This window comes from Patulibacter brassicae, from assembly GCF_033949425.1.
GTDB lineage: Bacteria > Actinomycetota > Thermoleophilia > Solirubrobacterales > Solirubrobacteraceae > Patulibacter > Patulibacter brassicae.
Window position 1 is genome coordinate 26,188 of sequence record NZ_JAXAVX010000004.1, and the last position, 23,310, is coordinate 49,497.

16 protein-coding genes are annotated in these 23,310 nt (G+C 75.7%); 8 read left to right on the forward strand and 8 right to left on the reverse strand.

All coding sequences use genetic code 11. The features are described 5' to 3' along the window. Positions 1-2 precede the first annotated feature (2 nt). The 5 genes from SK069_RS09625 to SK069_RS09645 all read right to left on the reverse strand — a co-directional run bounded on the left by SK069_RS09625 (position 3) and on the right by SK069_RS09645 (position 5,888). Positions 3-419 (reverse strand): hypothetical protein, encoded by a 417-nt coding sequence (locus tag SK069_RS09625; protein ID WP_319954004.1) that lies wholly within the window; start codon positions 417-419, stop codon positions 3-5. Positions 420-534: 115 nt separating this feature from the next. Continuing rightward, positions 535-1,575, reverse strand: coding sequence for an SDR family NAD(P)-dependent oxidoreductase (locus SK069_RS09630; protein WP_319954005.1), 1,041 nt, complete (start codon positions 1,573-1,575; stop codon positions 535-537). A gap of 185 nt (positions 1,576-1,760) precedes the next feature. After that, positions 1,761-3,407, reverse strand: coding sequence for an acyl-CoA synthetase (locus SK069_RS09635; RefSeq protein WP_319954006.1), 1,647 nt, complete (start codon positions 3,405-3,407; stop codon positions 1,761-1,763). Positions 3,408-3,439: 32 nt separating this feature from the next. Next, positions 3,440-4,198 (reverse strand): SDR family oxidoreductase, encoded by a 759-nt coding sequence (locus SK069_RS09640; RefSeq protein ID WP_319954007.1) that lies wholly within the window; start codon positions 4,196-4,198, stop codon positions 3,440-3,442. A gap of 28 nt (positions 4,199-4,226) precedes the next feature. Continuing rightward, complete coding sequence (locus tag SK069_RS09645) at positions 4,227-5,888, reverse strand: ATP-binding cassette domain-containing protein (RefSeq protein ID WP_319954008.1); 1,662 nt, start codon at positions 5,886-5,888, stop codon at positions 4,227-4,229. A gap of 397 nt (positions 5,889-6,285) precedes the next feature. Here SK069_RS09645 and SK069_RS09650 point away from each other — a divergent pair, with 397 nt between their 5' ends. Both SK069_RS09650 and SK069_RS09655 read left to right on the forward strand, forming a co-directional pair. Then, positions 6,286-7,596 carry an adenosylhomocysteinase gene (locus SK069_RS09650; RefSeq protein ID WP_319954009.1) on the forward strand — a complete coding sequence of 437 codons (1,311 nt, stop codon included), beginning with the start codon at positions 6,286-6,288 and terminating at the stop codon, positions 7,594-7,596. A gap of 99 nt (positions 7,597-7,695) precedes the next feature. Continuing rightward, positions 7,696-8,379: a hypothetical protein gene (locus SK069_RS09655; RefSeq protein ID WP_319954010.1), complete on the forward strand. Its 684-nt coding sequence runs from the start codon at positions 7,696-7,698 to the stop codon at positions 8,377-8,379. 173 nt (positions 8,380-8,552) lie between these two features. Here the strand turns inward: SK069_RS09655 and SK069_RS09660 are convergent, their stop codons facing one another. Both SK069_RS09660 and SK069_RS09665 read right to left on the reverse strand, forming a co-directional pair. Then, positions 8,553-10,364 (reverse strand): gamma-glutamyltransferase family protein, encoded by a 1,812-nt coding sequence (locus SK069_RS09660; protein ID WP_319954011.1) that lies wholly within the window; start codon positions 10,362-10,364, stop codon positions 8,553-8,555. Between the two features lie 200 nt (positions 10,365-10,564). After that, positions 10,565-11,773 carry an MFS transporter gene (locus tag SK069_RS09665; protein WP_319954012.1) on the reverse strand — a complete coding sequence of 403 codons (1,209 nt, stop codon included), beginning with the start codon at positions 11,771-11,773 and terminating at the stop codon, positions 10,565-10,567. 118 nt (positions 11,774-11,891) lie between these two features. Here SK069_RS09665 and SK069_RS09670 point away from each other — a divergent pair, with 118 nt between their 5' ends. Together SK069_RS09670 and ahcY are read left to right on the forward strand one after the other, a co-directional pair. After that, positions 11,892-12,275 (forward strand): MerR family transcriptional regulator, encoded by a 384-nt coding sequence (locus SK069_RS09670; RefSeq protein WP_319954013.1) that lies wholly within the window; start codon positions 11,892-11,894, stop codon positions 12,273-12,275. After that, entirely contained in the window at positions 12,272-13,729 is a 1,458-nt protein-coding gene (gene ahcY, locus SK069_RS09675; RefSeq protein ID WP_319954014.1) for an adenosylhomocysteinase, read from the forward strand. Before SK069_RS09670 ends, ahcY begins: the two co-directional genes overlap by 4 nt. A 157-nt stretch (positions 13,730-13,886) precedes the next feature. Here the strand turns inward: ahcY and SK069_RS09680 are convergent, their stop codons facing one another. Beyond that, complete coding sequence (locus tag SK069_RS09680; protein ID WP_319954015.1) at positions 13,887-14,486, reverse strand: flavodoxin domain-containing protein; 600 nt, start codon at positions 14,484-14,486, stop codon at positions 13,887-13,889. Between the two features lie 352 nt (positions 14,487-14,838). On the opposite strand from SK069_RS09680, the gene SK069_RS09685 reads away from it, so the two are divergent. The 4 genes from SK069_RS09685 to SK069_RS09700 are packed head-to-tail and all read left to right on the forward strand — an operon-like array spanning position 14,839 to position 23,257. Beyond that, positions 14,839-16,380 carry an MFS transporter gene (locus SK069_RS09685; RefSeq protein ID WP_319954016.1) on the forward strand — a complete coding sequence of 514 codons (1,542 nt, stop codon included), beginning with the start codon at positions 14,839-14,841 and terminating at the stop codon, positions 16,378-16,380. A gap of 10 nt (positions 16,381-16,390) precedes the next feature. Beyond that, positions 16,391-18,940, forward strand: coding sequence for a nitrite reductase large subunit NirB (nirB, locus tag SK069_RS09690; RefSeq protein ID WP_319954017.1), 2,550 nt, complete (start codon positions 16,391-16,393; stop codon positions 18,938-18,940). Next, on the forward strand, positions 18,933-19,448 hold the full coding sequence (locus tag SK069_RS09695; RefSeq protein WP_319954018.1) for a Rieske 2Fe-2S domain-containing protein: 516 nt from the start codon (positions 18,933-18,935) through the stop codon (positions 19,446-19,448). The genes nirB and SK069_RS09695 overlap by 8 nt, the downstream gene beginning before the upstream one ends. Continuing rightward, positions 19,445-23,257 carry a molybdopterin-dependent oxidoreductase gene (locus SK069_RS09700; protein WP_319954019.1) on the forward strand — a complete coding sequence of 1,271 codons (3,813 nt, stop codon included), beginning with the start codon at positions 19,445-19,447 and terminating at the stop codon, positions 23,255-23,257. The genes SK069_RS09695 and SK069_RS09700 overlap by 4 nt, the downstream gene beginning before the upstream one ends. The last annotated feature ends 53 nt before the right edge of the window (positions 23,258-23,310 follow it).

Here is a 23,310-nt window from a genome sequence, read left to right on the forward strand (position 1 = left end):
GCTCAGCCGAGCAGCGCGGTCCCGAGCCCGACGAGGGCGACGACCTTCGCGAGCTCCAGGCCGATGTAGACGAGGTGCAGCGGGCTCGGCGGTAGCTCCTCGCCGGCGACGATCCGCACGGCGCGCCGGTCCATCCGCAGCTCGAACAGCGCGACCTGCGCCGCGAGCACGACGACCGCCAGCGTCAGCAGCAGCCAGGCGCCGCCGTCGCGGTCCCCGAGGACCCCGAGCAGCAGGAGCGCGGCCGCGAGCAGGATCTGGACGCCGTGCAGCGCGCGGAACACGATCCGGCCGATCCCGAGCCCGATCCGGCGCGTCACCCCGGGGGCGCGGAACTTCAGCGGCGCCTCGAGGAACGAGATCGCGAGGACCGCGCCGAGCCACGTGAACGAGAGCGCGATCGAGACGTCGCCGGTCATGCGCCGATTCAACCCGCTGGGGCACGATCGCGCATCCGTGGACTCCCGCGGAACGCCACGGCGCGGCCGGTCGTCCGCGGCGTCGCCGCGGACCGCGCCGGTCGCGCGCCGTCGTTCACCAGTGGATGCCGCGGGTGACGCGCGCGAACGCCTCGCCCGTCCGGCTGATCTCCGGGGGGCGGTCCTCGCCGAGGCCCTTGGCCGCCTTCGAGTCCGGGAACAGGTGGTAGCCGCGGTTGCGGACCATGTCGACGAGCTGGGGGTTCAGCGCGTCGGCGAGCGCCGCGATGTGGCCGATCGGCGACCCGAGCCGGCGGGGCCGGTAGATGATCGCGTGCGTCAGGACGTCGGCGGCCTGCTCCGGCGTCAGCGTCGGGAAGCGCTTGTAGAGCGTCGTCGGCGCGATCATCGGGGTGCGCACGAGCGGCATGTGCACGGTCGTGAAGCGGACGCCGTCGTCGTGGGACTCCGCCTGGATCGCGTCGGAGAGGGTGTCGAGGGCCGCCTTCGAGGCGATGTACGCGCCGAAGCGCGGGACCTTCGTCTGCACGCCGATCGAGCTGACGTTGATGACGTGGCCGTCGCCGCGCTCGCGCATGCCCGGCAGGAGCTTCAGGATCAGCCGCAGCGGCGCGAAGTAGTTCAGCTGCATCGTCCGCTCGAAGTCGTGGAAGCGGTCGTAGCTCAGCGCGATCGAGCGGCGGATCGAGCGGCCCGCGTTGTTCACGAGGACGTCGACGCGGCCGTACGTGTCCAGCAGCTCGTCGGCGAGCGCGTCGATCGCCTCGAGGTCGCTGAGGTCGGTCGGGTGGACGTGCGCGGTGCCGCCGGCGGCGCGCACGAGGTCCGCGGCCTCGTCGAGCTTCTCCTTGCCGCGGGCGACGAGCACCACGGTGCCGCCCGCCGAGCCGATCCGCTCGGCGGTCGCCAGGCCGATGCCCGACGAGCCGCCGGTGATGACGATGATCTTGTCGCGAACGGCGTCCTCGAGGGAGCGGTGGCCGTTGACCACGCGGTCCAGCAGGTGGATGCCGTAGACCGGGCGGTGGCTGCCCGGGTTGCCCATCGGGGTGTTCGCCAGCCGGGTCACCGTCGACACGGGCGAGGTCGCGCTGCTCGCCAGGTCCTTGACGATGCGGGGAAGCCGTGGGGCCATCAGATGTCTCTCCTCCTCGACCGGCCGCGAGCGCGCCGGCACGTGAGGGGCCATCTTGACGCCCGGGGCCCGCCGCGTGTGACCTTCTTCGCCCCGGCAGCCCCGGGCGCCGCTCGCGCTGCACGCGGACGGCCGTCGCGGGCGACGGGGCTCCCGCGGTTCCGGGTGCCGGCGCGTCGCGGCGGTCAGTCCTCGGCGAGCTCCCGCTTGAGGACCTTGCCCGACGGGTTGCGCGGCAGCTCGTCGAGGAAGGCGACCTCCCGCGGGACCTTGTAGCGCGCGAGGTGGTCGCGGACGTGCTCCTTGACCTCGTCCTCGCTGAGGGACGCGCCGTCGTGGAGGACGACGAACGCCTTGAGCCGCTGGCCGAACCGCTCGTCGTCGACGCCGATCACCGCGGCCTCCTCGACGCCGTCCAGCGCCGAGATGAGGTCCTCGACCTCGGCGGGGAAGACGTTCTCGCCGCCCGACACGATCATGTCGTCGTCGCGCCCGTCGATGAAGAGCAGCCCGCGCTCGTCGTGGTGACCGACGTCGCCCGAGGCCAGCAGCCCGTCGAGCAGCTCCTTGTGGCCGCCGCCCGTGTAGCCCTCGAAGGCGATCGCGTTGCCGACGAACACCCGCCCGACCGTCCCGGTCGGCGCCTCCTGGCCGTCCTCGTCGACGATCCGCACGACGGACCCCCGCGGCGGCCGGCCGACCGTCGAGGGGTCCAGCGCGAGGTCCTCCGGCGTGGCGATCGCGGCGAGCGCGACCTCGGTCGAGCCGTAGAGGTTGTAGAGCACCGGACCGAGCGCGCTGAGCGTCCGCTTCGCGAGCTCCGCGCCGAGCGCCGACCCCGAGACGAAGACGATGTCGAGCGAGGAGCAGTCGGGCTTCGGGTCCGACGCGTCGCGGGCGTCGAGCAGCCGCGTGAGCATGATCGGGACGAGGACCGCCGCCGTCGCCTCGTGCTCGGCGATGTCGCGCAGCGCCTGCTCCGGATCGAACCGGCGGCGCAGGATCAGCGTGCTGCCGAGGCCGACGCCGACCATTCCCTGGAGGAAGCCGAGGGCGTGGAAGAGCGGGGCGCAGAGCAGCGTCGTGCCCTGCGCGCGGAACGGGACGCGCGAGAGGAGGCCGCCGATCGGCGCCAGCGACGCCGGCTGGTTGCGCGGGGCGCCCTTCGGCGTGCCCGTCGTGCCGCTCGTGAGGATGACGAAGGACGAGGTCCGCTCGGGCCTCGGCGGCGCGGTCGTCGCACCGCCGCGGATGAGGTGCTCGAGCGTGTCCTCGTCGGGCTCGCCGTCGTCGTCGACCCAGGCGCGCCAGCGGCCCAGCGGCGGGTCGACGCCGTCGAGGAACCGGCCGTACTCGTCGTCGTGGACGAGCATCCTCGTGCCCTCTCGCTCGGACACCTCGCGGATCTGCGGACCGGCGAAGTCCGTGTTGAGGAAGATCGCGCGTGCGCCGGTCTTCGCGCACGCGAACGTCGCCTCGAGGAACCAGCGGTGGTTGCGGGCGAGGATCGCGACCCCGTCGCCGGCCTCGAGCCCCCGCTCGAGCCACGCGTTCGCCAGAGCGCTGGAGCGCTCGTCGAGCTCGCGGAAGCTCAGCTCGCCGCGGTCGTCGATCACCGCCGTCCGGTCGCCGTGGCGCAGCGCCGCGATGCCGATCGCGGCGCCGAGCAGCCCCTGCTGGGTCATCGCGCGGAGGGCCCGGACGGCCTTCCGCGGGCCCATCGGCGCGATCAGCCCGGCCTGGACGAGCGACAGCGCGAAGTGCACCTCGTCGTTCGCCCGCCCCGCCAGTCGGGAGGCGTCGTCGAGCAGGGACCGTGGATCGGGCGCCATCACCGGACCCTATGCCCCGAATCGGCGACCGATCACCAGACGCCGCGCAGGCGGCCGCCGTCGACCGGGATCGCCGCCCCGGTGATGTAGGCCGCCTGCGCCGAGCAGAGGAACGCGGCCGCGGCGGCCATCTCCTCGGGCCGGCCGAGGCGGCCCGCGGGGATCGAGGTCGCCGCGGCCCGCTGCGCCTCCTCCATCGAGCCGCCGTGGGCGGCGGCGATCCGCGGCGTCGCGATCGCGCCCGTCAGCAGCGTGTTGATCGTCACCCCGTCGCCGGCGACGTGCAGGGCGAGGGTCTTGAACGCGCCGAGCGCCGCCGACCGCTCGGCGTTGGAGAGCACGAGCTGGGGCAGCGGCTCGCGGACCGACGTCGAGGCGACGTTCACCACGCGGCCGAAGCCGCGCTCGCGCATGCCGGGCAGCACGCGCCGCAGCAGCGCCATCGGCGCCCGCACGAGGTGCCGCTGCGCGTCGACCCACTGCGCGTCGTCGAAGGCCAGCGGATCGGGGCCGATCGGCGGCCCGCCGGTGTTCGTCACGAGCAGGTCGACCGGTCCGTGGTCGCGCTCGACCGCGTCGACCACCCCGTCGGCGCCCGCGACGTCGGCGGTGTCCCAGGCGACGTGCCCGGCCGCGCCGAGCTCCGTCGCGGCGGTCGCGGTGCGCGCGTCGTCGCGGGCGCTGACGACGACCGTCGCCCCCTCGGCGAGGAGCGTCGCCGCGATCGCCCGACCGATCCCGGACGTCGCCCCGCCGACGAGCGCGACCCTGCCTGCGATCCCGAGGTCCATCGGACGAGTATCGCGGCCGGTGGGCGGCTCAGGCGATCGTCGGGGCGGGCAGGCGCAGTTCCGTCGTCGGGCGCAGCGCCTCGCGCAGCCGCCGGTCGTGGGTGGCCACGACGAGCGCGCCGGGCCAGCCGTCCAGCGCGGCCTCGAGCGCCTCGAGCGCCGCGACGTCGAGGTGGTTCGTCGGCTCGTCGAGCAGCAGGCAGGTCACCCGCCGGACGGCGAGCAGCGCGAGCTCGGCCTTCGTCCGCTCGCCCGGGGACAGCGTCGCGGCGGGGCGCTCCACGACCTCGGCGCCGAGGCCGAAGGTCGCCAGCGCGGTGCGGACCGCGGTGACGGTCTCCGGCGGTGGGGTCCGGGCCTCCGGCGCATCGCCGTGCGCCAGCTCGGCGACGACGGTGGCGACGGCGCGCAGGTCGTGGGTGAGCAGGTCTCGTGCCTGGCCGAGCTCGGCGACGACGGCGCTCGGCGCCCGCCGCGCGCGTCCGGCGTCGGGCGCGAGCCGTCCGGCGAGCAGCGCGAGCACCGTCGACTTGCCGCTGCCGTTGGGCCCGGTCAGCAGGACCCGGTCGCCCAGGTCGACCGCGAGATCCAGCGGTCCGAGCGCCCATCCCTCCCGGCGGACCACGACGCCCTCGAGCGCCGCGACCCAGCCCTGGCGCTGCTCCGCCGCGGTGAGCTCGAGCCGCAGCGCCGCGTCCGGCCGCGGCGCGTCGGGCACGTCGATCCGGGCCACGCGCGTCGTCATCCGGCGCGCTCGGCGCTGCGCCCCGTCGGCGCGCGAGCGCACCCACTCGGCACCGTGCTTGTCGCCGTCGCGGCCGGGACCGGCGACGTTGCGGCGGCTGCGCTCGGCGCGCCGGCGGGTCTCGGCGGCCGCGGCGGCGAGCTCGGCGCGCTCGGCGAGGGCGTGCTCGCGGGCGGCGGCGACGCGCCGGTGCTCCTCGGCGCGCCGGCGCTCGTAGTCGCGATAGCCGCCGGTGTGGTGCGTCGCCTCGCCGCTGCGCGGATCGAGCACGAGCAGCTCGCGCGCCGCGCCGTCGACGAGGTCGCGGTCGTGGGAGACGAGCACGACGCCGCCGCGATGCTCGACGGCGAACCGGCGCAGCAGCGCGAGCCCGTCGGCGTCGAGGTGGTTCGTCGGCTCGTCGAGCAGCAGGGCGTCGGCCCGGACCGTGCGCAGCGCGGCCAGCCCGACGCGCGCCGCCTGCCCGCCGGACAGCGCGCGCAGCGGCCGGTCGAGGAGCGCCGCGGGCAGGCCGACCTCGTCGGCGGCCGCCGCGAGCCGCGCCTCCGCGTCGTCGCCGCCGAGCGCGAGCCAGCGCTCGAGCGCGTCGGCGTGCGGCCCGAGCGCGTCGAGGTCGCCCGCGGCGAGCTCGGCGGCCCGCGCGTCGAGCTCGCGCGTCGCGCCGGCGACGCCGATCCGCTCGAGCACGGCCGCCCGCGCCGTGCGCGGGTCGTCGTGGCCGGCGAGCTGCGGCAGGAACCCCACGCGCCCGTGGCGGCGGATCCGGCCCTCGTCCGGCGTCGCCCGGCCGGCGAGGACCCGCAGGAGCGTCGTCTTGCCGGCGCCGTTGGGTCCGACCAGGGCGATGCGGCTGTCGTCGTGGACGGTCAGGTCGACGCCGCGCAGGACCGTGCGGGCGCCGTGGTGGACGGTGATCGATCGGGCGTCGAGGATCGTCGACGGCATGCGCTGCTCCCTCCGGGACGACCGGCCGCCGTCGGGACGCGGCGCGGTCGGGTGGCGACGGACGGACGGCCGCGGGCGACCGGCGGGCGGTCGCTCCGGCGCGGGACCAGGAGGTCCGGCGCGGTGTCGTGGCGGCGGTCAGCGGGAGGCGCGCATGGAACGGCCCGCGAGGGCCGCGCTCGACGCTACCACCGGGCGGCGGCGGGGCGCGCTCGCGACCGGGGCCCGTGGAGGTTCGAGCCCCGCGCAGGGGCACGACCGCTCGTCGGACGGTGCGCGGCGCCCGCCGGACGCGAGGCCGCCGGGCGTCGCGCCGTCCGGCGCCGGCGGCCGGGGCGAGGCGGTCGCGGGTCCCCGCCCGGAACGGCGTCGGGCTCCGGTCTGCGACGCTCCCCCGATGGCGACGAGCGCCCGGCGCAGCCCGCACCGTCCCGACCACGACGTCGCGGATCGCTCGCTCGCGGGCGCGGGCGAGGACCGGATCGACTGGGCCGACGCGCAGATGCCGGTGGTCGCCCAGGTGCGCGAGCGGTTCGCCCGCGAGCGCCCGCTCGACGGCCTGCGGATCGCCGCGTGCCTCCACGTGACGGCCGAGACGGGGAACCTCGTCCGGACGCTCCGCGCCGGCGGCGCCGACGTCTGGCTCGCTGCCGCCAATCCGCTCTCCACGCAGGACGACGTCGCCGCCGCGCTCGTCGTCGCCGACGGCGTCGCCGTCCACGCGCGACGGGGTGCCGACCGCGGCACGTACCTGCGCCACCAGCACGCCGCGGCGTCCTGCGGCGGTGCCGGACCGCACCTGACGATGGACGACGGCGGCGACCTGCTCGCGCTGCTGCTGGACCGCGACCTGCCCGCCTCGCCCGGGGGACCGATCCCGACCACGGACCTCCTCGGCGGCACCGAGGAGACGACGACCGGCGCCCTGCGCCTGCGGCTGCTCGCCGAGCGCGGGGGCCTGACGGTCCCGGTGCTCGCGGTGAACGAGGCGGACACGCACCGGGTCGTCGAGAACCGCCACGGCACCGGCCAGTCCGCGCTCGACGGCCTGCTGCGCGCGACGAACGTCCTGCTCGCCGGGCGCACGGTCGTCGTGGTCGGCTACGGCTCCTGCGGCCGCGGCGTCGCGGCCCGCGCGCGCGGCATGGGCGCGGCGGTCATCGTCTGCGAGGTCGATCCGATCCGGGCCCTCGAGGCGAAGCTCGAGGGCTTCGACGTCGCGCCGGCGCTGGAGGCGGCCGAGCGCGGCGACGTCTTCGTGACGGTGACCGGCAACCGCGACGTCCTCACCCGCGAGCACTTCGAGCGGATGCGCGACGGCGCGATCCTCGCGAACGCCGGCCACTTCGACGTCGAGATCTCGCTCCGCGACCTCGCGGCCGCCGCGGACGGCCCGGCCGTCGAGGTGCGTCCCCTCGTGGAGCGCTACGTCGTCGGCGGGCGCCGCCTGCACCTCCTCGCCGGCGGCCGGGTCGTGAACCTCGCGGCCGCCGAGGGCTACCCGGCCTCCGTCATGGACCTCTCGTTCACGAACCAGGCCCTCGCGGTCGAGGCGCTCGTCGTCGATCGCGACCGCTTCGCCCCCGGCGTCCACCGCGTTCCGCCGGCGATGGACGCCGAGATGGCGCGGCTGAAGCTCTCGAGCCTCGGGATCGCGATCGACGCGCTGAGCCCCGAGCAGGAGCGCTACGGCCGCGCCTGGAGCTGAGCCGCGGCCCACCGGTCCTCGGTCGCCTCGTTCGCCGATGACCGGCGGTTCCGGCCGCGTCCGGCGTGTCGCGCCGCGTGGCTCGCCATGATCCGCGCCATGGACGAGCCCCTGCCCGACCCCGAGCTCGACGCGCCCGAGCGCACGAGCTACCGCGGCCTCGTCGACGGCGAGGAGGTCGGCACCGGCACGCTGACCCTGCGTCCCGACGGGGACGACCACCTCGTGCAGGAGATCGAGGGCGAGGCGTTCGGCCGGCTGCGCGGGCGGGTCGCGGTGCGCTTCCGCCGTCGCGGCGGGGCGCTCGTCGCCGAGTCTCAGACGGCCGAGGTCACCGACCGCGACCGGCCCGTCTTCGCCGACGACGCGCGCTTCCGCGACGTCCAGGTGCCCCAGCTCGGCGGCGACCTCGGCGCCTACCCGCGCTCGATGGTCCCCGCGCCGGCGCTCGCGCTCGCGCTGCGGACGCTCGAGCTGGGCGAGAAGGCGCGCTTCGTCCCGCAGGTCTGGCTCACCGCGATCGTCCACTGGCCGTTGGACCTGCGCGTCGAGAAGCGCGAGCAGGTCGAGGTGCCGGCGGGGAAGGTCGAGGCGTGGCGGGTGCGGCTGCGCCCGAGCCTCGTCGACGTCGCCCAGGCGCTCGACGAGCTGTCGGCGACCGTCGTGCCGCCGGTCCACGCCCACGTCGACGTCCGCACCGGCCGGCTCGTGCGCCTCGCCTTCCCGACCGGTCCGGGCCGCACCGACCCGCCCGGCCTGATCGAGGCGACCGAGATCGCTTGACGGCCGCCCGGTCCGCCCTGGGTGACTCGAGTCGTCGAGGACCGGGATTCGCGTTCTGGGTGACTCGAGTCGTTGGGGACCGGGATTCGGGAGCTCTCTGACTCGAGTCGTCGGGGACCGGGACCGGGACCGGGACCGGGATCGGGTTCTGGGTGACTCCCCGCGTTGCCGGATCAGCGGTCGATCGCGCCCGCGCTGCCGCCGCCGCGGCGCGTCGGCTCGGCGACCGCCTGCCAGCGCGACCCACGACGCTCGAGCGCCGCGACGGCGCCGATCTCCGGGTCCGGGGTGAACGTCGTCGAGGCGGTGACGAACCGGTGGCCGAGCGCCTCGAGCGCCGCGCGCTCCGGCGTCGCGAGGAACGCGGGCTCGGCCTCGGTGCTCGCCGCGTTGCGCTGCGAGAGCCGGGGCGCGGCGACGGCCTGCGGCAGCGACATCCCGCCGTCGATCCGCTGCAGCAGCGTCTGCAGGACGGTCGTGATGATCGTCGCGCCGCCCGGGCTGCCCACCGCGAGCCACGGCCGGCCGTCGCGCAGGACGAGGGTCGGGCTCATGCTCGACCGGGGACGCTTGCCCGGGGCGGGGAGGTTCGGGTCGGTGCGCCAGTCCAGGCCGGTGAGCGGCTCGGGGTTGAAGTCCGTCAGCTCGTTGTTCAGCAGGAACCCGCGACCGGGGACGACGATGCCGCTGCCGCCGGTCTGCTCGATCGTCAGCGTGTAGCTCACGACGTTGCCCCAGCGGTCGGCGGCGACGAGGTGGGTCGTGGACTCGCCCTCGCGCGGCTGACCGACCTCCGGCTCCCCGCCGCCGGGGCACGGGAGCGGTCCGCGGCCGCGGGCGACGGCCGGATCCCCGGCGGGCTGCGGGTGGGCGAGCGCCCGGGTGGGGGAGACGAGGCACGCGCGGCTCTGCGCGAACCGCTCGCTGATCAGTCCGCCGCGCGGGACCCGGACGAACCGGTCGTCGCCGACCCAGCGGTTGCGGTCCGCGAACGCCAGCCGCGACGCCGAGAGGTACCGGTGCAGGAACGTCGTGCGCGCGGCCGCGGGCGGTCCGAGCGCCTCGACGACGTTCAGCGCCTCCGCGACCGCGATCCCGCCGGACGAGCTCGGCGGCATCCCGAGCACGTCGAGACCCCGGAACCGGCTGCGCACCGCGCCGCGCTCCCGGACGGCGTAGGACCGCAGGTCGCTGCGGCGCAGGCCGCCGCGCAGCACGCGCTGCCCGGGCACGACCGGCGGGTTGCGGACGGTGCGCGCCACGTCGTCGCCGATCGCCCCGCGGTAGACGACGCCGGCGCCGTGGCGGCCGATCGACCGGTAGGTCCGCGCGAGCTCCGGGTTGCGCAGCCGCGTGCCGACCGCGTGGGGCGCGCCGCCGGGCAGGAACAGCGCGCGCGACGAGCGGAAGCGCGCGAAGCGCTCCGCGTTCTGGGCGGTCTGGTCGCGGAAGGTCCGGTCGACGACGAAGCCGTCCTGCGCGAGGCGGGCGGGGCCTCGCAGGACCCGGGCGAGCGACAGCCGGCCGTACCGGCGAACCGCGCGTTCCCAGGTGGCCGGCGTGCCGGGGACGCCGACCGACAGGCCGCTCGTCACGAGCTCGTCGAACGGTCGCGCCTTCCCGGTCGCGGGATCCAGGAAGCCCCGTGGGCCGAGGGAGCGGGGGGCCGTCTCGCGGCCGTCGATCGTCACGGCGCTCTTGCGCCGCGCGTCCCACAGGACGAGGTAGCCGCCCCCGCCGACCCCGGCGGAGTACGGCTCGGTCACGCCGAGGGCGGCGGCCGTCGCGACCGCGGCGTCGACGGCGTTGCCGCCCGCGCGCAGGACCGCGAGGCCGGCCTTCGTCGCGTCGGCGTCGACGGAGGCGACGGCGCCGCCCGAGCCGGTCGCGACCGGCGGGCCGTCGGCGGTCGCGGCGGTCGGCAGCGTCGCGGCGGCGCAGAGCGCGGCCGCGAGCGGGAGGGGACGGAGCGGGCGTGGGGGCACGCAGGGACGCTACCCCCGGCCCGCGGAACGCAAGCGGCGCGCCCGGCGGGCCGCGAACGGGGGATGCGGGTCGCGCGGACGGCCGCCCGCCGGCGGAGGACCCCGACGACGTGCGCACGTCGTCGGGCTTCGCCGGATCCCCGTGCGATGCGCCGCGCTCCGGACGGGCGGCGAGCGCCGCACGGCGCGCGTCCCGCCGGTCAGGCGGGGGCGGGCCGCGCCTCGATCCGGCGGACGACGCCGAGGCCGCCGAGCCAGAGCACCAGGCCGGTCAGCGCGAGCCCGAGCGCGACGACGTTCACCGACGCCACGCCGTGGCCGCCGTCGATCGCCAGCCCGGCGAGCAGCGGCCCGATCGCGTTGGCGGTGTTGAACGCCGCGTGGACGCTCGCCGCGCTGAGCGTCGGCGCGTCGTGGGTCAGCTCGATCACGCGCGACTGGATGATCGGCACGGCCACGAAGACGACCACGCCGAGCAGCCCCATCCCGACGAAGATCGTCACGCCGCCGTGCGCGAGGCCGATGAGCGCCGAGAGCGCGCCGGCGAGGGCGAGCAGCGCGCCGGTCACGAGCACCCGCGGCCGCTCGCCCAGGGGTCCGCCCTGGAGCCGCGCCGAGAGGAGGTTGCCGGCGGTCATGCCGATGCCGAAGGTCGCCATCACCCAGACGGTCGCGCCCTCCGGGAGCCCGGCGACGTCGGTCACCTGCGGCGCGACGTAGCCGTAGCTCGCGAAGACCGCGGCGAACGCGACGACCGTCGTGCCGAGCAGCAGCACGACCCGCGGCCGGCGCAGGGTGCGCAGCTCGCCGCGCAGCGAGGCGCCCGCCGGTCGCGGCCCGGCCGGCACGAGCAGGGCGACGGCGACCATGCTCACCGCGCCCACGCCCACGAGCAGCCAGAACGTCGAGCGCCAGCCGAGGGCCTGCCCGAGCGCGGTCGAGAGCGGGGCCCCGGCGACGTTCGCGATCGTCAGCCCGAGGAAGACCCCCGTGATCGCCGCCGCCCGCCGGTGCGGCGGCACGAGCTGCGTGGCGACGACCGCGCCGATCCCCATCACCGCGCCGTGCGGCAGGGCCGTGATCACGCGCCCGACGAGCATCCACCCGTAGCCCGGGGCCGCGGCGGAGAGCGCCGAGCCGACGGTGAAGCACCCCATGAGCAGCACGAGCAGCGAGCGGCGCGGCAGGCGGGTCCCCGCCGCGGTCAGCAGCGGCGCGCCGACGACCACGCCGATCGCGTAGGCCGACATGAGGTGGCCGGCGGTCGGGATCGAGACGTCGAAGCCCTCCGCGACCTCGGGCAGGACGCCCATGATCGCGAACTCGGCCGTGCCGAAGGCGAAGGTGCACGCCGCGAGCGCGAGGATCGCGAGCGGGAGGCGCTCGGGGCCTGAGCGGGACGAGGGCACGAGCCGCACGGTAGGCGGTCGCGGCTCCCGACCCACGTGCGCGGGGGACGCCGGGCGATGGTCCTCCGGGCGAGCCGGCCAAACCTTGACAAAGTCGTGGTAAGGTTCCGCCGTCCTCATGGACGCCCTGACGATCAACGAGGCGGCGGAGACCACGGGCTGGACCCCGCGGATGCTCCGCTACATCGAGGAGCTCGGACTCGTCGAGCCGCCGCGTTCCCCGGGCGGGTACCGCCTGTACGGAGCCGGTGAGCTGCAGCGGCTGCGCACCCTGCGCGAGCTGCTGGACGGTCACGACCTCGGGCTCGGAGACGTCGGGTTCGCCCTCCGCCTGCAGCGCGACGACGCGCTGCGCGGGGAGGTCGATGCGTGGCTGCTCAGCCAGCCCGCGCGCCCGGAGCACGTCGACGCCGACGACTGGCTGGCGTGGGAGCAGGACAAGCACGAGCGACTGCTGGCGGAGGCCGCACGTCGCGACACGACCCTCGAGGAGACCCGATGAGCACCGTCCTCCAGAAGAACGACTTCAAGGTCCGGGATCTGTCGCTGGCCGCCGCCGGCCGCAAGCAGATCGAGCTGGCCGAGCACGAGATGCCCGGCCTGATGCAGACCCGCGCCGAGTACGCCGACGCCCAGCCGCTCAAGGGCGCGCGCATCATCGGCTCGCTGCACATGACGACGCAGACCGCCGTCCTGATCGAGACGCTCGTCGCCCTCGGCGCCGAGGTCCGCTGGGTCTCCTGCAACATCTTCTCGACCGACGACCAGGCCGCCGCGGCCGTCGCGGTCGGCCCGAACGGCACGCCCGAGGACCCGCAGGGCATCCCGGTCTTCGCCTGGAAGGGCGAGACGCTCGAGGAGTACTGGTGGTGCACCGAGCGCGCCGTGGCCGACTGGCCCGCCGACGCGCCGGCGAACATGATCCTGGACGACGGCGGCGACGCCACGATGCTCATCCACAAGGGCGTCGAGTTCGAGGCCGCCGGCGCCGTGCCGGACCCCTCGACCGGGGAGTCGGAGGAGTTCCAGATCTTCCTCGGCCTGCTGCAGCGCTCGGTCGCCGAGAACCCGGGTCGCTACACGGAGATCGCCAAGCACATCAAGGGCGTCACCGAGGAGACCACGACGGGCGTGCACCGCCTGTACGAGCTCGCTCGCGAGGGCAAGCTGCTCTTCCCGGCGATCAACGTCAACGACTCCGTCACGAAGTCGAAGTTCGACAACCTCTACGGCTGCCGCCACTCGCTGATCGACGGCATCAACCGCGCGACCGACGTCATGATCGCCGGCAAGACCGCCGTCGTCTGCGGCTACGGCGACGTCGGCAAGGGCTCCGCCGCCTCGCTGCGCGGCCAGGGCGCCCGCGTCATCGTCACCGAGATCGACCCGATCAACGCGCTCCAGGCTGCGATGGAGGGCTACGAGGTCAAGACGGTGGAGGACGTCGTCGAGTTCGCCGACATCTTCATCACGACGACCGGCAACAAGGACATCCTCACCAAGGACCACCTGGTGCGGATGAAGAACAAGGCCATCGTCGGCAACATCGGCCACTTCGACAACGAGATCGACATCGCCGGTCTCGCCTCGGTCCCCGGGATCGAGAAGGTCGAGGTCAAGCCGCAGGTCCACGAGTGGGTCTTCCCCGACGGCCACTCGATCATCGTGCTCTCCGAGGGTCGCCTGCTGAACCTCGGCAACGCGACCGGTCACCCGTCGTTCGTGATGTCGAACTCGTTCACGAACCAGACGATCGCCCAGATCTCGATGTTCACCGAGCCCGAGAAGTACGCCGAGAAGCAGGTCTTCATCCTGCCGAAGCACCTCGACGAGAAGGTCGCCCGGCTGCACCTCGACGCCCTCGGCGTGAAGCTCACGACGCTCTCGCAGGAGCAGGCCGACTACATCGGCGTGCCGGTCGAGGGCCCGTACAAGCCGGACCACTACCGCTACTAGCCGGTCCGTCGCGCGGCGCCCTCGGCGGCGCGCGGCACCGACCGGTCCGGGACCTCGGTCCCGACGCGACGGGCGGCCTGCGGGCCGCCCGTCGTCGTTCCCCGGCCCCTCGCGGCTCCCGGGGTCCTCGAGCCGCCGGCAGGCGGGCGCGGGGTGGTCAGGCCGCCGGGCTCGGCTCCGGCGCCGCCTCGTCGACGTCGCGCGCCGGCCGGACCGCCAGGGCGAGGTCGGCGAGACCCGTCGCGAACGCGTCCATCGCGGCCCAGTCGGTGAGCTCGACGTCCCGCCTCGGGTCGGTCGGCAGCCCCTTGCGCCGTGCGATCCGGCGCATCGTCCACCGCGTGAGGCGCCCGTAGGCGCGGTACTGCAGGGCCCCGGCGACGGTCGTCGACCGCGCCGGGTGGACCCCCGCGTCCTCGAGCAGCGCCCGCAGCAGCGCCTCGGCCTGCTCGGCGCCGGGGCCGCCCCGGTCTCCGGCCGAGAGCGAGGCGGAGAAGACCCCGAGCGGGACGCGCTCGAGGTCGCCGGCGTGCGTGCGCAGCCAGCGAACGAGCAGCCGGTCGTGGTGGCCGGCGTGCACCGAGCCGCCGGCGATCACGAGCGCCCGGTCCGCGAGCGACGGCGCATGCGCGTCGGCGACCGCGACGATCTCGGACCGCAGTCCGGTGCGCTCCAGCACGCCGGCGACGTGCTCGGCGATCCGGCGCGTGTGGCCGTGCCGGCTGGCGACGACGATCAGGCAAGGGGCGGTGGGCATCGGGGACTCCGGGAGGAGGGCGTGCGGGAGGACCCGATGATCGCCCCTGGGCGAGCCCGTGCGCATCCGGTGCATCTGCGACGGCGCGGGGGCGAACTACGCAGCGCGTCGGCGTCGGCGCAGGTCGCGCCCGCTTGTCCGCGTGGACAACGCGACCCTTCCGTCCGTCCAACGACGGCCTGGACAAGCCCCGGGACGCAACCCCGTGCCGCGGTCCAAGAGCGCCCGCTCGGCGTCGGCCTAGCCTCGGTGCACGTCGACGCCACGTCCTCCGGCCGGCCACCGGAGCACCCGCCCGCCCCGCGCTCGCCGCGGGTCGGGGCCGTCCCCTGCTCGAGGAGCCGCCCTGCCCATGTCCGTCACGCCCGCACCACCGACCACCTCCCGCCTGCGGCGCTCCGGCGCCGCGCGGCGCAGCGGCCTGACCCGCGGCCGCTGGATCGACCACTGGCGTCCCGACGACGCCGCGTTCTGGGAGCGCGAGGGCCGGGCGATCGCTCGCAAGAACCTCGCGTTCTCGATCTTCGCCGAGCACATCGGCTTCTCGATCTGGGTCCTCTGGGGGATCGTCGCGATCAACCTCGGCAACGTCGGGATCCAGCTCTCGCTCGCCGAGACCTTCTGGCTCACCGCGCTGCCGAACCTCGTCGGCTCGTTCCTGCGGATCCCCTACACGTTCGCGGTGCCGCGCTTCGGCGGTCGCGCGTGGACGACGATCTCCGCCGCGCTGCTGCTCGTCCCGACCCTGCTGCTGGCGCTGCTCGTCCCGAGCGGGTGGCTCGCCGACCAGTCGAAGGACACCCAGCTCTGGGTGCTCATGCTCTGCGCCGCGACGGCGGGCGTCGGCGGCGGCAACTTCAGCTCGTCGATGGCGAACATCTCGTTCTTCTATCCCGAGGGCCGCAAGGGGATGGCGCTCGGCCTGAACGCCGCCGGCGGCAACCTCGGCGTCGCGGTCGCCCAGCTGCTCGTGCCGCTGGTGATCATCATCGGCGTCCCGGCCGCGGCGGTGAAGGTCTCCCCGCACGAGGTCCACCTCGCCTACGCGGGGCTCATGTGGCTGCCGCTGATCGTGCTCGCCGCGTTCGGCGCCTGGCGCTACATGGACTCGCTCACGGAGGCCCGCAGCGACAAGGGCGCCTACGTCGGCGCGGCGCGCGAGCCGCACGCCTGGATCATGTCGCTGCTCTACATCGGCACGTTCGGGTCGTTCATCGGCTACTCGTTCGCGCTGCCGCTGGTGATCAAGAACACCTTCCCGGAGTTCCTCGCCCAGCACGCGTTCATCGCGACGTACCTCGCCGGGCTCGGCTTCGTCGGCGCGCTGATCGGCTCGATCGCCCGCCCGCTCGGCGGGTGGCTCGCCGACCGCGTCGGCGGCGCCCGCGTGACGCTCGCGTGCTTCGCCGGCATGGCCGCCTTCACGCTCCTGGCGATCGTCGGCGTCTCCGAGCGCTCGTTCCCGCTCTTCTTCGGCGCCTACTGCGTCATCTTCGCCCTCGCCGGCGCGGGCAACGGCTCGACGTACCGGATGATCCCCGCGATCTTCGCCGCGCTCGGCGGCCGTCACGGCGACGACGAGGGCACGCGGCTGTCGTTCAAGCGCCGCGCCGCCGCGGTGATCGGGATCGCCGGCGCGATCGGGGCCTTCGGCGGCTTCCTCATCCAGCTCGTCTTCCGCGAGGCGAGCCTCTCGGTCACGAAGGCCGTCCAGGCGGCGGCGACGCCGGCGGAGAAGGTCCGCGTCGCGACGGAGAACGCGGACTGGTCGATCGGGGCGCTGTGGGTCTTCCTCGTCGCCTACCTCGTGCTCGGCGCGCTCACGTGGTTCTTCTACCTGCGCCCCGGTCGCTCGACCGGGCCCGTCGTCAACGTCGCCGGCGCGACGGTCTGAGGAGGACGCGATGACCACGCACGACACCGACGTCCTGCTGATCGGCGGCGGCATCGCCGCCCAGGCGGTCTGCGAGGCGCTGCGGGAGGCCGGCGGGACCCAGGCGATCGCGATGGTCTGCGAGGAGCCCCGGCTGCCGTTCGACCGCGTCTCGCTCTCGCACCTCCTCGTCGACGGCAAGGACGCCGAGGAGCTGCAGCTGCGACCGGAGGAGTGGTACGCCGACCACGGCGTGACGACGCTGCTCGGCGACGTCGTCACGAGCCTCGACCCCGACGGCCGGATCGCGACGCTGCGCTCCGGCGCGACGGTCCGCTTCGAGCGCGCGGTCCTCTGCACCGGCTCGACCCCGCTCATGCCGCCGCTGCCGGGCATCGACCTGCCGGGCGTCATCCCGTTCCGCGGGCCGGAGGACTGCCAGGCGATCCGCGAGGCCGCGCTCGCCGGGACCGAGGTCGCGGTGATCGGCGGCGGCCTGCTCGGCCTGGAGGCGGCCTACGGGGTCGCGAGCCAGGGCGCGCCGGCGACCGTCGTGCACCTGCTGGACCGGCTCATGGAGCGGCAGCTCGACGATCCGGCCGCAGCGCTCCTGGAGCCCGCGCTGGAGCGGCTGGGCGTCCGCGTCCTGCTCGAGCGCCAGACGACCGAGATCCTCGGCGAGGACCGCGCCACCGGCCTGCGCTTCGCCGACGGCGACACGCTCGACTGCGGCCTCGTCGTCGTCTCGATCGGCATCCGGCCCCGGACCGCCCTGGCCCGCGAGAGCGGCCTGGCGTGCGACCGCGGGATCGTCGTCGACGATCGGCTCGTCACCTCGCACCCGCGCGTCCTGGCGGTCGGCGAGTGCGCCGAGCACCGCGGTCAGGTCTACGGGATCGTCGCCCCGATCCACGACCAGGCGCAGGTCGCCGCGCAGACCCTCCTGCGCTTCGACGCCTGCGGCCCGGGCATGGACGTCGAGGACGGCGAGGTCGCCGGCGCGGTCTACGGCGGCTCGGTGCTCTCGGCGAAGCTCAAGGTCCTCGGGGTCGACGTCGTCTCGATCGGCGACCCGATCGGCCTGCCGCCGGTGGCCGGGGCCGGCGTCGCCGAGGTCCCGACCTCGGTGGCCGCCAGCGACCCCGCGGCCGGGGTCTACCGCAAGCTCGTCGTCACCGACGGCCGGCTGACGGGGGCGATCCTCGTCGGCGACACCCGGGGCCACGAGCTGCTGCTCGACGGCGTCGTGACCGGCCGCGAGGTCGAGGACCCGCTCGGGCTGCTGGCCGAGGCGGGGGAGGCCTCGCCCGCGGACCTGCCCGACGCCGCGCAGGTCTGCAACTGCAACGGGGTCTGCAAGGGCCAGATCGTCGACGCGATCCGCGACGGCGACCTCGGCTCGACCCAGGAGGTCGTCTCCGTGACCCGGGCCGGCGCCGGCTGCGGGTCCTGCAAGCCGACGGTGACCGAGCTGCTGCGGATCACGCGCGGCGGGCAGGTCGACGAGGCGACGTACCTCTGCCCCTGCCGCAAGCAGACCCGCGAGGACCTCGCCGCCGTGACCCGCGAGCAGGGCTGCACGTCGGTCTCCGAGCTCTCGGCGGCGTGCGGCGCGGGCCGCGACTGCGGCGCCTGCAAGCCGGGGCTCGCGTACCTCGTCTCGGAGGTCAACGACAACCAGCACCGCGAGGAGCGCCACGCCCGGTTCATCAACGACCGGGTCCACGGGAACATCCAGAAGGACGGGACCTTCTCCGTCGTGCCGCGGATGCGCGGCGGCGTCACGACGCCGTCGGAGCTGCGGCGGATCGCCGACGTCGCCGAGCGCTTCGACGTCCCGTGCGTGAAGGTCACCGGCGGCCAGCGGATCGACCTGCTCGGGATCCGCAAGGAGGACCTCCCCGCGGTCTGGGAGGCGCTCGACATGCCCTCCGGCTACGCGTACGCGAAGTCCGTCCGGACGGTGAAGACCTGCGTCGGTCAGGAGTTCTGCCGCTTCGGCCTCGGTGCGTCGATGCAGGCGGGGATCGAGCTGGAGCAGATGATCGAGGGCCTCTACACGCCCCACAAGGTGAAGCTCGCGGTCTCCGGCTGCCCGCGCAACTGCGCCGAGTCGCTGATCAAGGACATCGGGATCGTCGCGATCGAGGGCGGCTGGGAGCTCTACGTCGGCGGCGGGGGCGCCGGGACGATCAAGAAGGGCGAGCTCCTGGCCACCGTGGCGACGAAGGACGAGGTCCTGCGGCTGGCGGTGATCTTCCTGCAGCACTACCGCGAGCACGGCGAGTACCTCGAGCGCACGATGCCCTTCGTCGAGCGGGTCGGGCTCGACGCGATCCGGGCGGCGGTCCTCGACGAGGCGTCGGGGGAGCCCGCGCGCCTGCTGGAGCGCTTCCGGATCGCGAAGGCCGCCTGCGACCCGGACCCGTGGCGCGAGCGACGCGCCCCCGTGACCGCGAACCAGTTCTCGGAGCTCGACAGCGACGCGACCCCGGTCGGCCCGCTCGAGGTCCGCCGGACGACCGGCTCGGCGCTGCCGATGGCGAGCCCCGCCGCGATGCGGAGGCACAGCGATGCATGACCTGCGGCCCGCGCCGACCGACCACGAGGAGGACCCGACGATGCCCGCGACCGCCGACCGCGCGGCTCCGACCGCCGCCGCGCCCGGAGCCGGGTGGGAGGACGTCGGGGCGATCACCGACGTGCCGCTGCTCGAGGGGCGGCGCGCGACGGTCGCCGGCCGGCGGGTCGCCGTCTTCCGCCTGCCGGGGCGCTTCGCCGTCACCGACGCCGCCTGCCCGCACCGCGGCGGCCCCCTCTCCGACGGGCTGCTGGCCGACGGGTGCGTCACCTGCCCGCTGCACAACTGGCGCGTCGACCTGGCGACCGGCCGGGTCGTCGGCCAGGACGCGCGGGTCGCGCTGCACGAGGTCCGGGTCGTCGACGGGCGGCTCTGGGTCCGGCTCGCCGACGCCTCCCCGGCCGGCGGCGACGGCGCCGCGGCCACGTCCGAGACGCGCGACCCCTGCGACGGCGACGGGTGCGGCCCGGCGGCGTCGGTGCCGTCGGCGGGGACGGCGACCACGTGAGCGGCACGACGGTCCGCACCGCGTGCCCGTACTGCGGGGTCGGCTGCGGCCTGCGCGCGACGGTCGAGTCCGGGCGCCTCGTCGGCGTCGAGGGCGATCCCGAGCACCCCGTGAACCGCGGGCGGACCTGCGCCAAGCCGGTCGCGCTGCCGGACGCGGTGCACGCCGCCGACCGCGCGACGACCCCGCGCCGCCGTCGCGATCCCGCGGGTCCGTGGGAGGACCTCGGCTGGGACGCCGCGATCGGCTGGGCCGCCGAGCGCCTGACCGCGATCCGCGACGAGCACGGGCCGGAGGCGATCGCGTTCTACGTCTCGGGCCAGCTCATGACGGAGGACTACTACGTCGTCAACAAGCTCGCCAAGGGGTTCCTCGGCACGAACACCGTCGACTCGAACTCGCGCCTCTGCATGAGCTCGGCGGTCGCCGGCTACAAGGCGACCTTCGGCTCGGACGGCCCGCTGCCGAGCTACGACGACCTCGACGAGGCCGACTGCGTCCTGCTGCTGGGCTCGAACGCCGCCGCCTGCCATCCGATCGTCTGGGGCCGGATCCGCGACGCCCAGGCCCGCCCCGAGCGGCCCTGCCGCGTGATCGTCGTCGACCCGCGGCGCACCGCCACGGCCGCCGCCGCGGACCTGCACCTGCCGGTCCTGCCCGGCGGCGACGTCCCGCTGCTGCTGGGCATGCTCCACGTCGTCGTCCGCGACGGGCTCGTCGACGAGGCGTACCTCGCCGCCCACGCCGAGGGCTGGGAGGGGCTGCGCGAGCAGGTCCGCGGCTGGTCGCTCGAGCGCGCCGCACGCGTGTCGGGGGTCGACGCCGCCCTCATCGAGGAGGCGGCGCGGACGTTCGCCACCGCCGGCGCGGCGATGACCTGCTGGACGATGGGCGCGAACCAGTCGACGGTCGGCACGGACAAGAACCGCGCCCTGCACGCCCTCTGCGTCGTCACCGGCCAGCTCGGCCGGCCCGGCGCCGGCCCGCTGTCGCTGACCGGCCAGCCCAACGCCATGGGCGGGCGCGAGGTCGGCGGCCTGGCGACCCTCCTGCCCGGGTACCGCGACGCGCGCGACCCCGACGACCGCGCGGCGGTCAACGCGTACTGGCGCCTGCCGCCGACCGCCGCGGGCGTCAGCGAGCGGCCCGGCCTGGTGGCCACCGACCTCGTCGACGCCCTGCACGACGGCCGGGTGAAGGCCGTCTGGATCATGGCGACGAACCCCGCCGTCTCGCTGCCCGAGAGCGCCAAGGTCCGCGAGGCCCTGCGGCGCGCCGAGCTCGTCGTCGTCCAGGACGCCTACCACCCGACGGAGACCTCGCACCTGGCCCACCTCGTCCTGCCGGCCGCCCAGTGGCTGGAGAAGGACGGCACGACGACGAGCTCCGAGCGGCGGGTGACGCTCATGCGGCGCGCCCTGCCGGCGCCGGGCGACGCGCTGCCGGACTGGCAGATCCTCGCCCGGCTCGGGGCCGCGATGGGCTGGGCGGAGCAGTTCGCGTGGCCCGACGCGGCGGCCGTCCACGCCGAGCTCGTCGGCCTGACCGCGGGGCGGGTCTGCGACCAGAGCGGGATCACGCACGCCCGCCTGCGTCGCGACGGGTCGGTCCGCTGGCCGTTCACCACCGCCGATGCCGAGCGCGCCGACCGCCTGCGCGATCCGCTCGCCACCCCGAGCGCGGAGGACCTGGCCGCGCCGGACCGCGCCGGTCACAGCCCCCGGCTCTACCCGGACCACCGCTTCCCGACCCCGTCGGGCCGCGCGCGGCTGGGCCCGCTCGACGTCTCGGGCCTCGCCGAGGCGCCCGACGACGACCACCCGCTGCTGCTCACGACCGGCCGGGTCGGCGGGCAGTGGCACACGATGACCCGGACCGGCAAGTCGGCGGACCTGCTCGCCGCCGATCCGGAGCCGTTCGTCGAGCTGCACCCCGACGACGCCCGCCGCGCCGGCGTCGAGGACGGCGAGCGGGTGCGGCTCGTCTCGCGCCGCGGCAGCGCGGTGCTGCGCGCCCGCGTGCCGGAGCTCGAGCCGACGGCCGGGGACCCGGCGCTGCGCGGCGGCGCGATCCGGCCCGGCGTGGCCTTCGCGCCGTTCCACTGGGGCCTGCTGCACGCGCCGCCGGGCGCGGGCCAGCTCAATGCGCTGAGCCACGACGCCACCGACCCCGTGTCGCGCCAGCCGGAGCTCAAGGCGATGGCGGTCCGCGTCGAGGCGCTCGTCGCGCCGGCGTCGGTCGCGGCCGGCCCGGCCGGGGAGGCCACGAGCCCGGTCTCCGCGACGCTGGCCCCGGCGCCCGAGACGCACGGGCGAGGGGCGGACGACGGAGCAGCCGCGGGCGAGGACGACGCCGCCCCGGCCGGACGCCGCGGGCGCCGGCGGCGCGAGCGCCTCGTGCTCGTCGGTGGCGGGATGGCGGCGATCGCGGTCCTCGAGAGCGTCTTCGCCCATCGGCCGTCGGCGCACTGGGAGACGACGATCCTCTGCGGCGAGCGGGACGCGCCGTACGACCGCGTCCGCGTCTCGAAGCTCGTCTCGCCGGACCCGCGCGAGGACATCGCGCTGCGGCCGCGCGAGTGGTACCTCGCCCACGACGTCGACCTGCGGCTCGGCACCCGCGCGGAGCGGCTGGACCTCGACGCGCGGGAGGTCGTCCTGGAGGACGGCGAGCGCGTGCCGTACGACAAGGTCGTCCTCTGCACCGGATCGCAGCCCGCGACGCCCCCGATCCTCGGCCTCGACCTGCCGGGCGTGGTGCCGTTCCGGACCCGCGCGGACGCCGCCGAGCTCAACCGGCTCGTGCGGCCCGGCACGATGGCGACGGTCATCGGCGGCGGCCTGCTCGGGCTCGAGGCGGCCGCGGGGCTCGCCGAGCACGGCGCGTCGGTGACGATCGTGCACCTCGGCTCGCGGCTCATGGACCGCCAGCTGGACCGCGGCGGGGCGCGGCTGCTCGAGCGGCGGATCCGCGAGCTCGGGATCCAGCTCCTCCTCGAGCAGCGGACCGACCGGATCGTCGGCACCTCGGCGGTGACGGGCGTGCGGTTCGCGGAGGGCGACGAGCTCGCGGCCGACCTCGTCGTGCTGGCGACCGGCATCCGGCCGGAGATCCGGGTCGCGATGCGCTCGGGCATCGCCTGCCACCACGCGATCGTGGTCGACGACGAGCTGCGCACGAGCGCGCCCGACGTCTGGGCGGTCGGCGAGTGCGCCGAGCACCGCGACGTCACGTACGGGCTCTGGGCGCCGATCGCCGCCCAGGCGCGCGCGGCGGGGGCGACGATCGCCGGCGTCCCCGCCGGCTACCAGGGCAGCCCGCTGGCCACGACGCTGAAGGTCGTCGGCGTCGACCTCTTCGCCTGCGGCCGGCCCGATCAGGACACGGACGAGGACGACGTCGACGAGGTGATCTCCGTCGACACGCGCCGCGGGACGTACCGGCGACTCGTGCTGCGGGAGGGACGCCTGGCCGGCGCGGTCCTCCTCGGCGACCTCGCGCTCGCCCCGGAGCTCACCGCGCTCACGGCCGACGCGCCGGCCGGCGTCGGCGGGGCGCTCGTGCCCGACGAGCTGCTCGAGGCGGTCGTCGGCGGCGAGCCGTCGGTACGGCCCGTGCCCGACGCCCAGCTCGTCTGCGCCTGCAACCAGGTGACCGCGGGCACGATCCGCGCGGCGGTCGCCGACGGGGACGACTCGGTCGAGGCGATCCGGGCGAGCACCGGGGCCTCCGGCGGCTGCGGCGGGTGCGCCAGCCGGGTCGCGGCGCTGCTGGAGCAGGCCCGGGTCGCCTCGACGCCGGCCGGCTGACCGCCCGGCCGCCGCCGAGCGGGCCGCCGACCGGCGTCGCCCGCCCGCGGCCG

Bases quoted from the DNA above. Each gene is read 5' to 3' on its own strand.
- SK069_RS09625 (WP_319954004.1), bottom strand. From the start codon at position 419: ATGACCGGCGACGTCTCGATCGCGCTCTCGTTCACGTGGCTCGGCGCG.
- SK069_RS09630 (WP_319954005.1), bottom strand. From the start codon at position 1,575: ATGGCCCCACGGCTTCCCCGCATCGTCAAGGACCTGGCGAGCAGCGCG.
- SK069_RS09635 (WP_319954006.1), bottom strand. From the start codon at position 3,407: ATGGCGCCCGATCCACGGTCCCTGCTCGACGACGCCTCCCGACTGGCG.
- SK069_RS09640 (WP_319954007.1), bottom strand. From the start codon at position 4,198: ATGGACCTCGGGATCGCAGGCAGGGTCGCGCTCGTCGGCGGGGCGACG.
- SK069_RS09645 (WP_319954008.1), bottom strand. From the start codon at position 5,888: ATGCCGTCGACGATCCTCGACGCCCGATCGATCACCGTCCACCACGGC.
- SK069_RS09650 (WP_319954009.1), top strand. From the start codon at position 6,286: ATGGCGACGAGCGCCCGGCGCAGCCCGCACCGTCCCGACCACGACGTC.
- SK069_RS09655 (WP_319954010.1), top strand. From the start codon at position 7,696: ATGGACGAGCCCCTGCCCGACCCCGAGCTCGACGCGCCCGAGCGCACG.
- SK069_RS09670 (WP_319954013.1), top strand. From the start codon at position 11,892: ATGGACGCCCTGACGATCAACGAGGCGGCGGAGACCACGGGCTGGACC.
- ahcY (WP_319954014.1), top strand. From the start codon at position 12,272: ATGAGCACCGTCCTCCAGAAGAACGACTTCAAGGTCCGGGATCTGTCG.
- SK069_RS09680 (WP_319954015.1), bottom strand. From the start codon at position 14,486: ATGCCCACCGCCCCTTGCCTGATCGTCGTCGCCAGCCGGCACGGCCAC.
- SK069_RS09685 (WP_319954016.1), top strand. From the start codon at position 14,839: ATGTCCGTCACGCCCGCACCACCGACCACCTCCCGCCTGCGGCGCTCC.
- nirB (WP_319954017.1), top strand. From the start codon at position 16,391: ATGACCACGCACGACACCGACGTCCTGCTGATCGGCGGCGGCATCGCC.
- SK069_RS09695 (WP_319954018.1), top strand. From the start codon at position 18,933: ATGCATGACCTGCGGCCCGCGCCGACCGACCACGAGGAGGACCCGACG.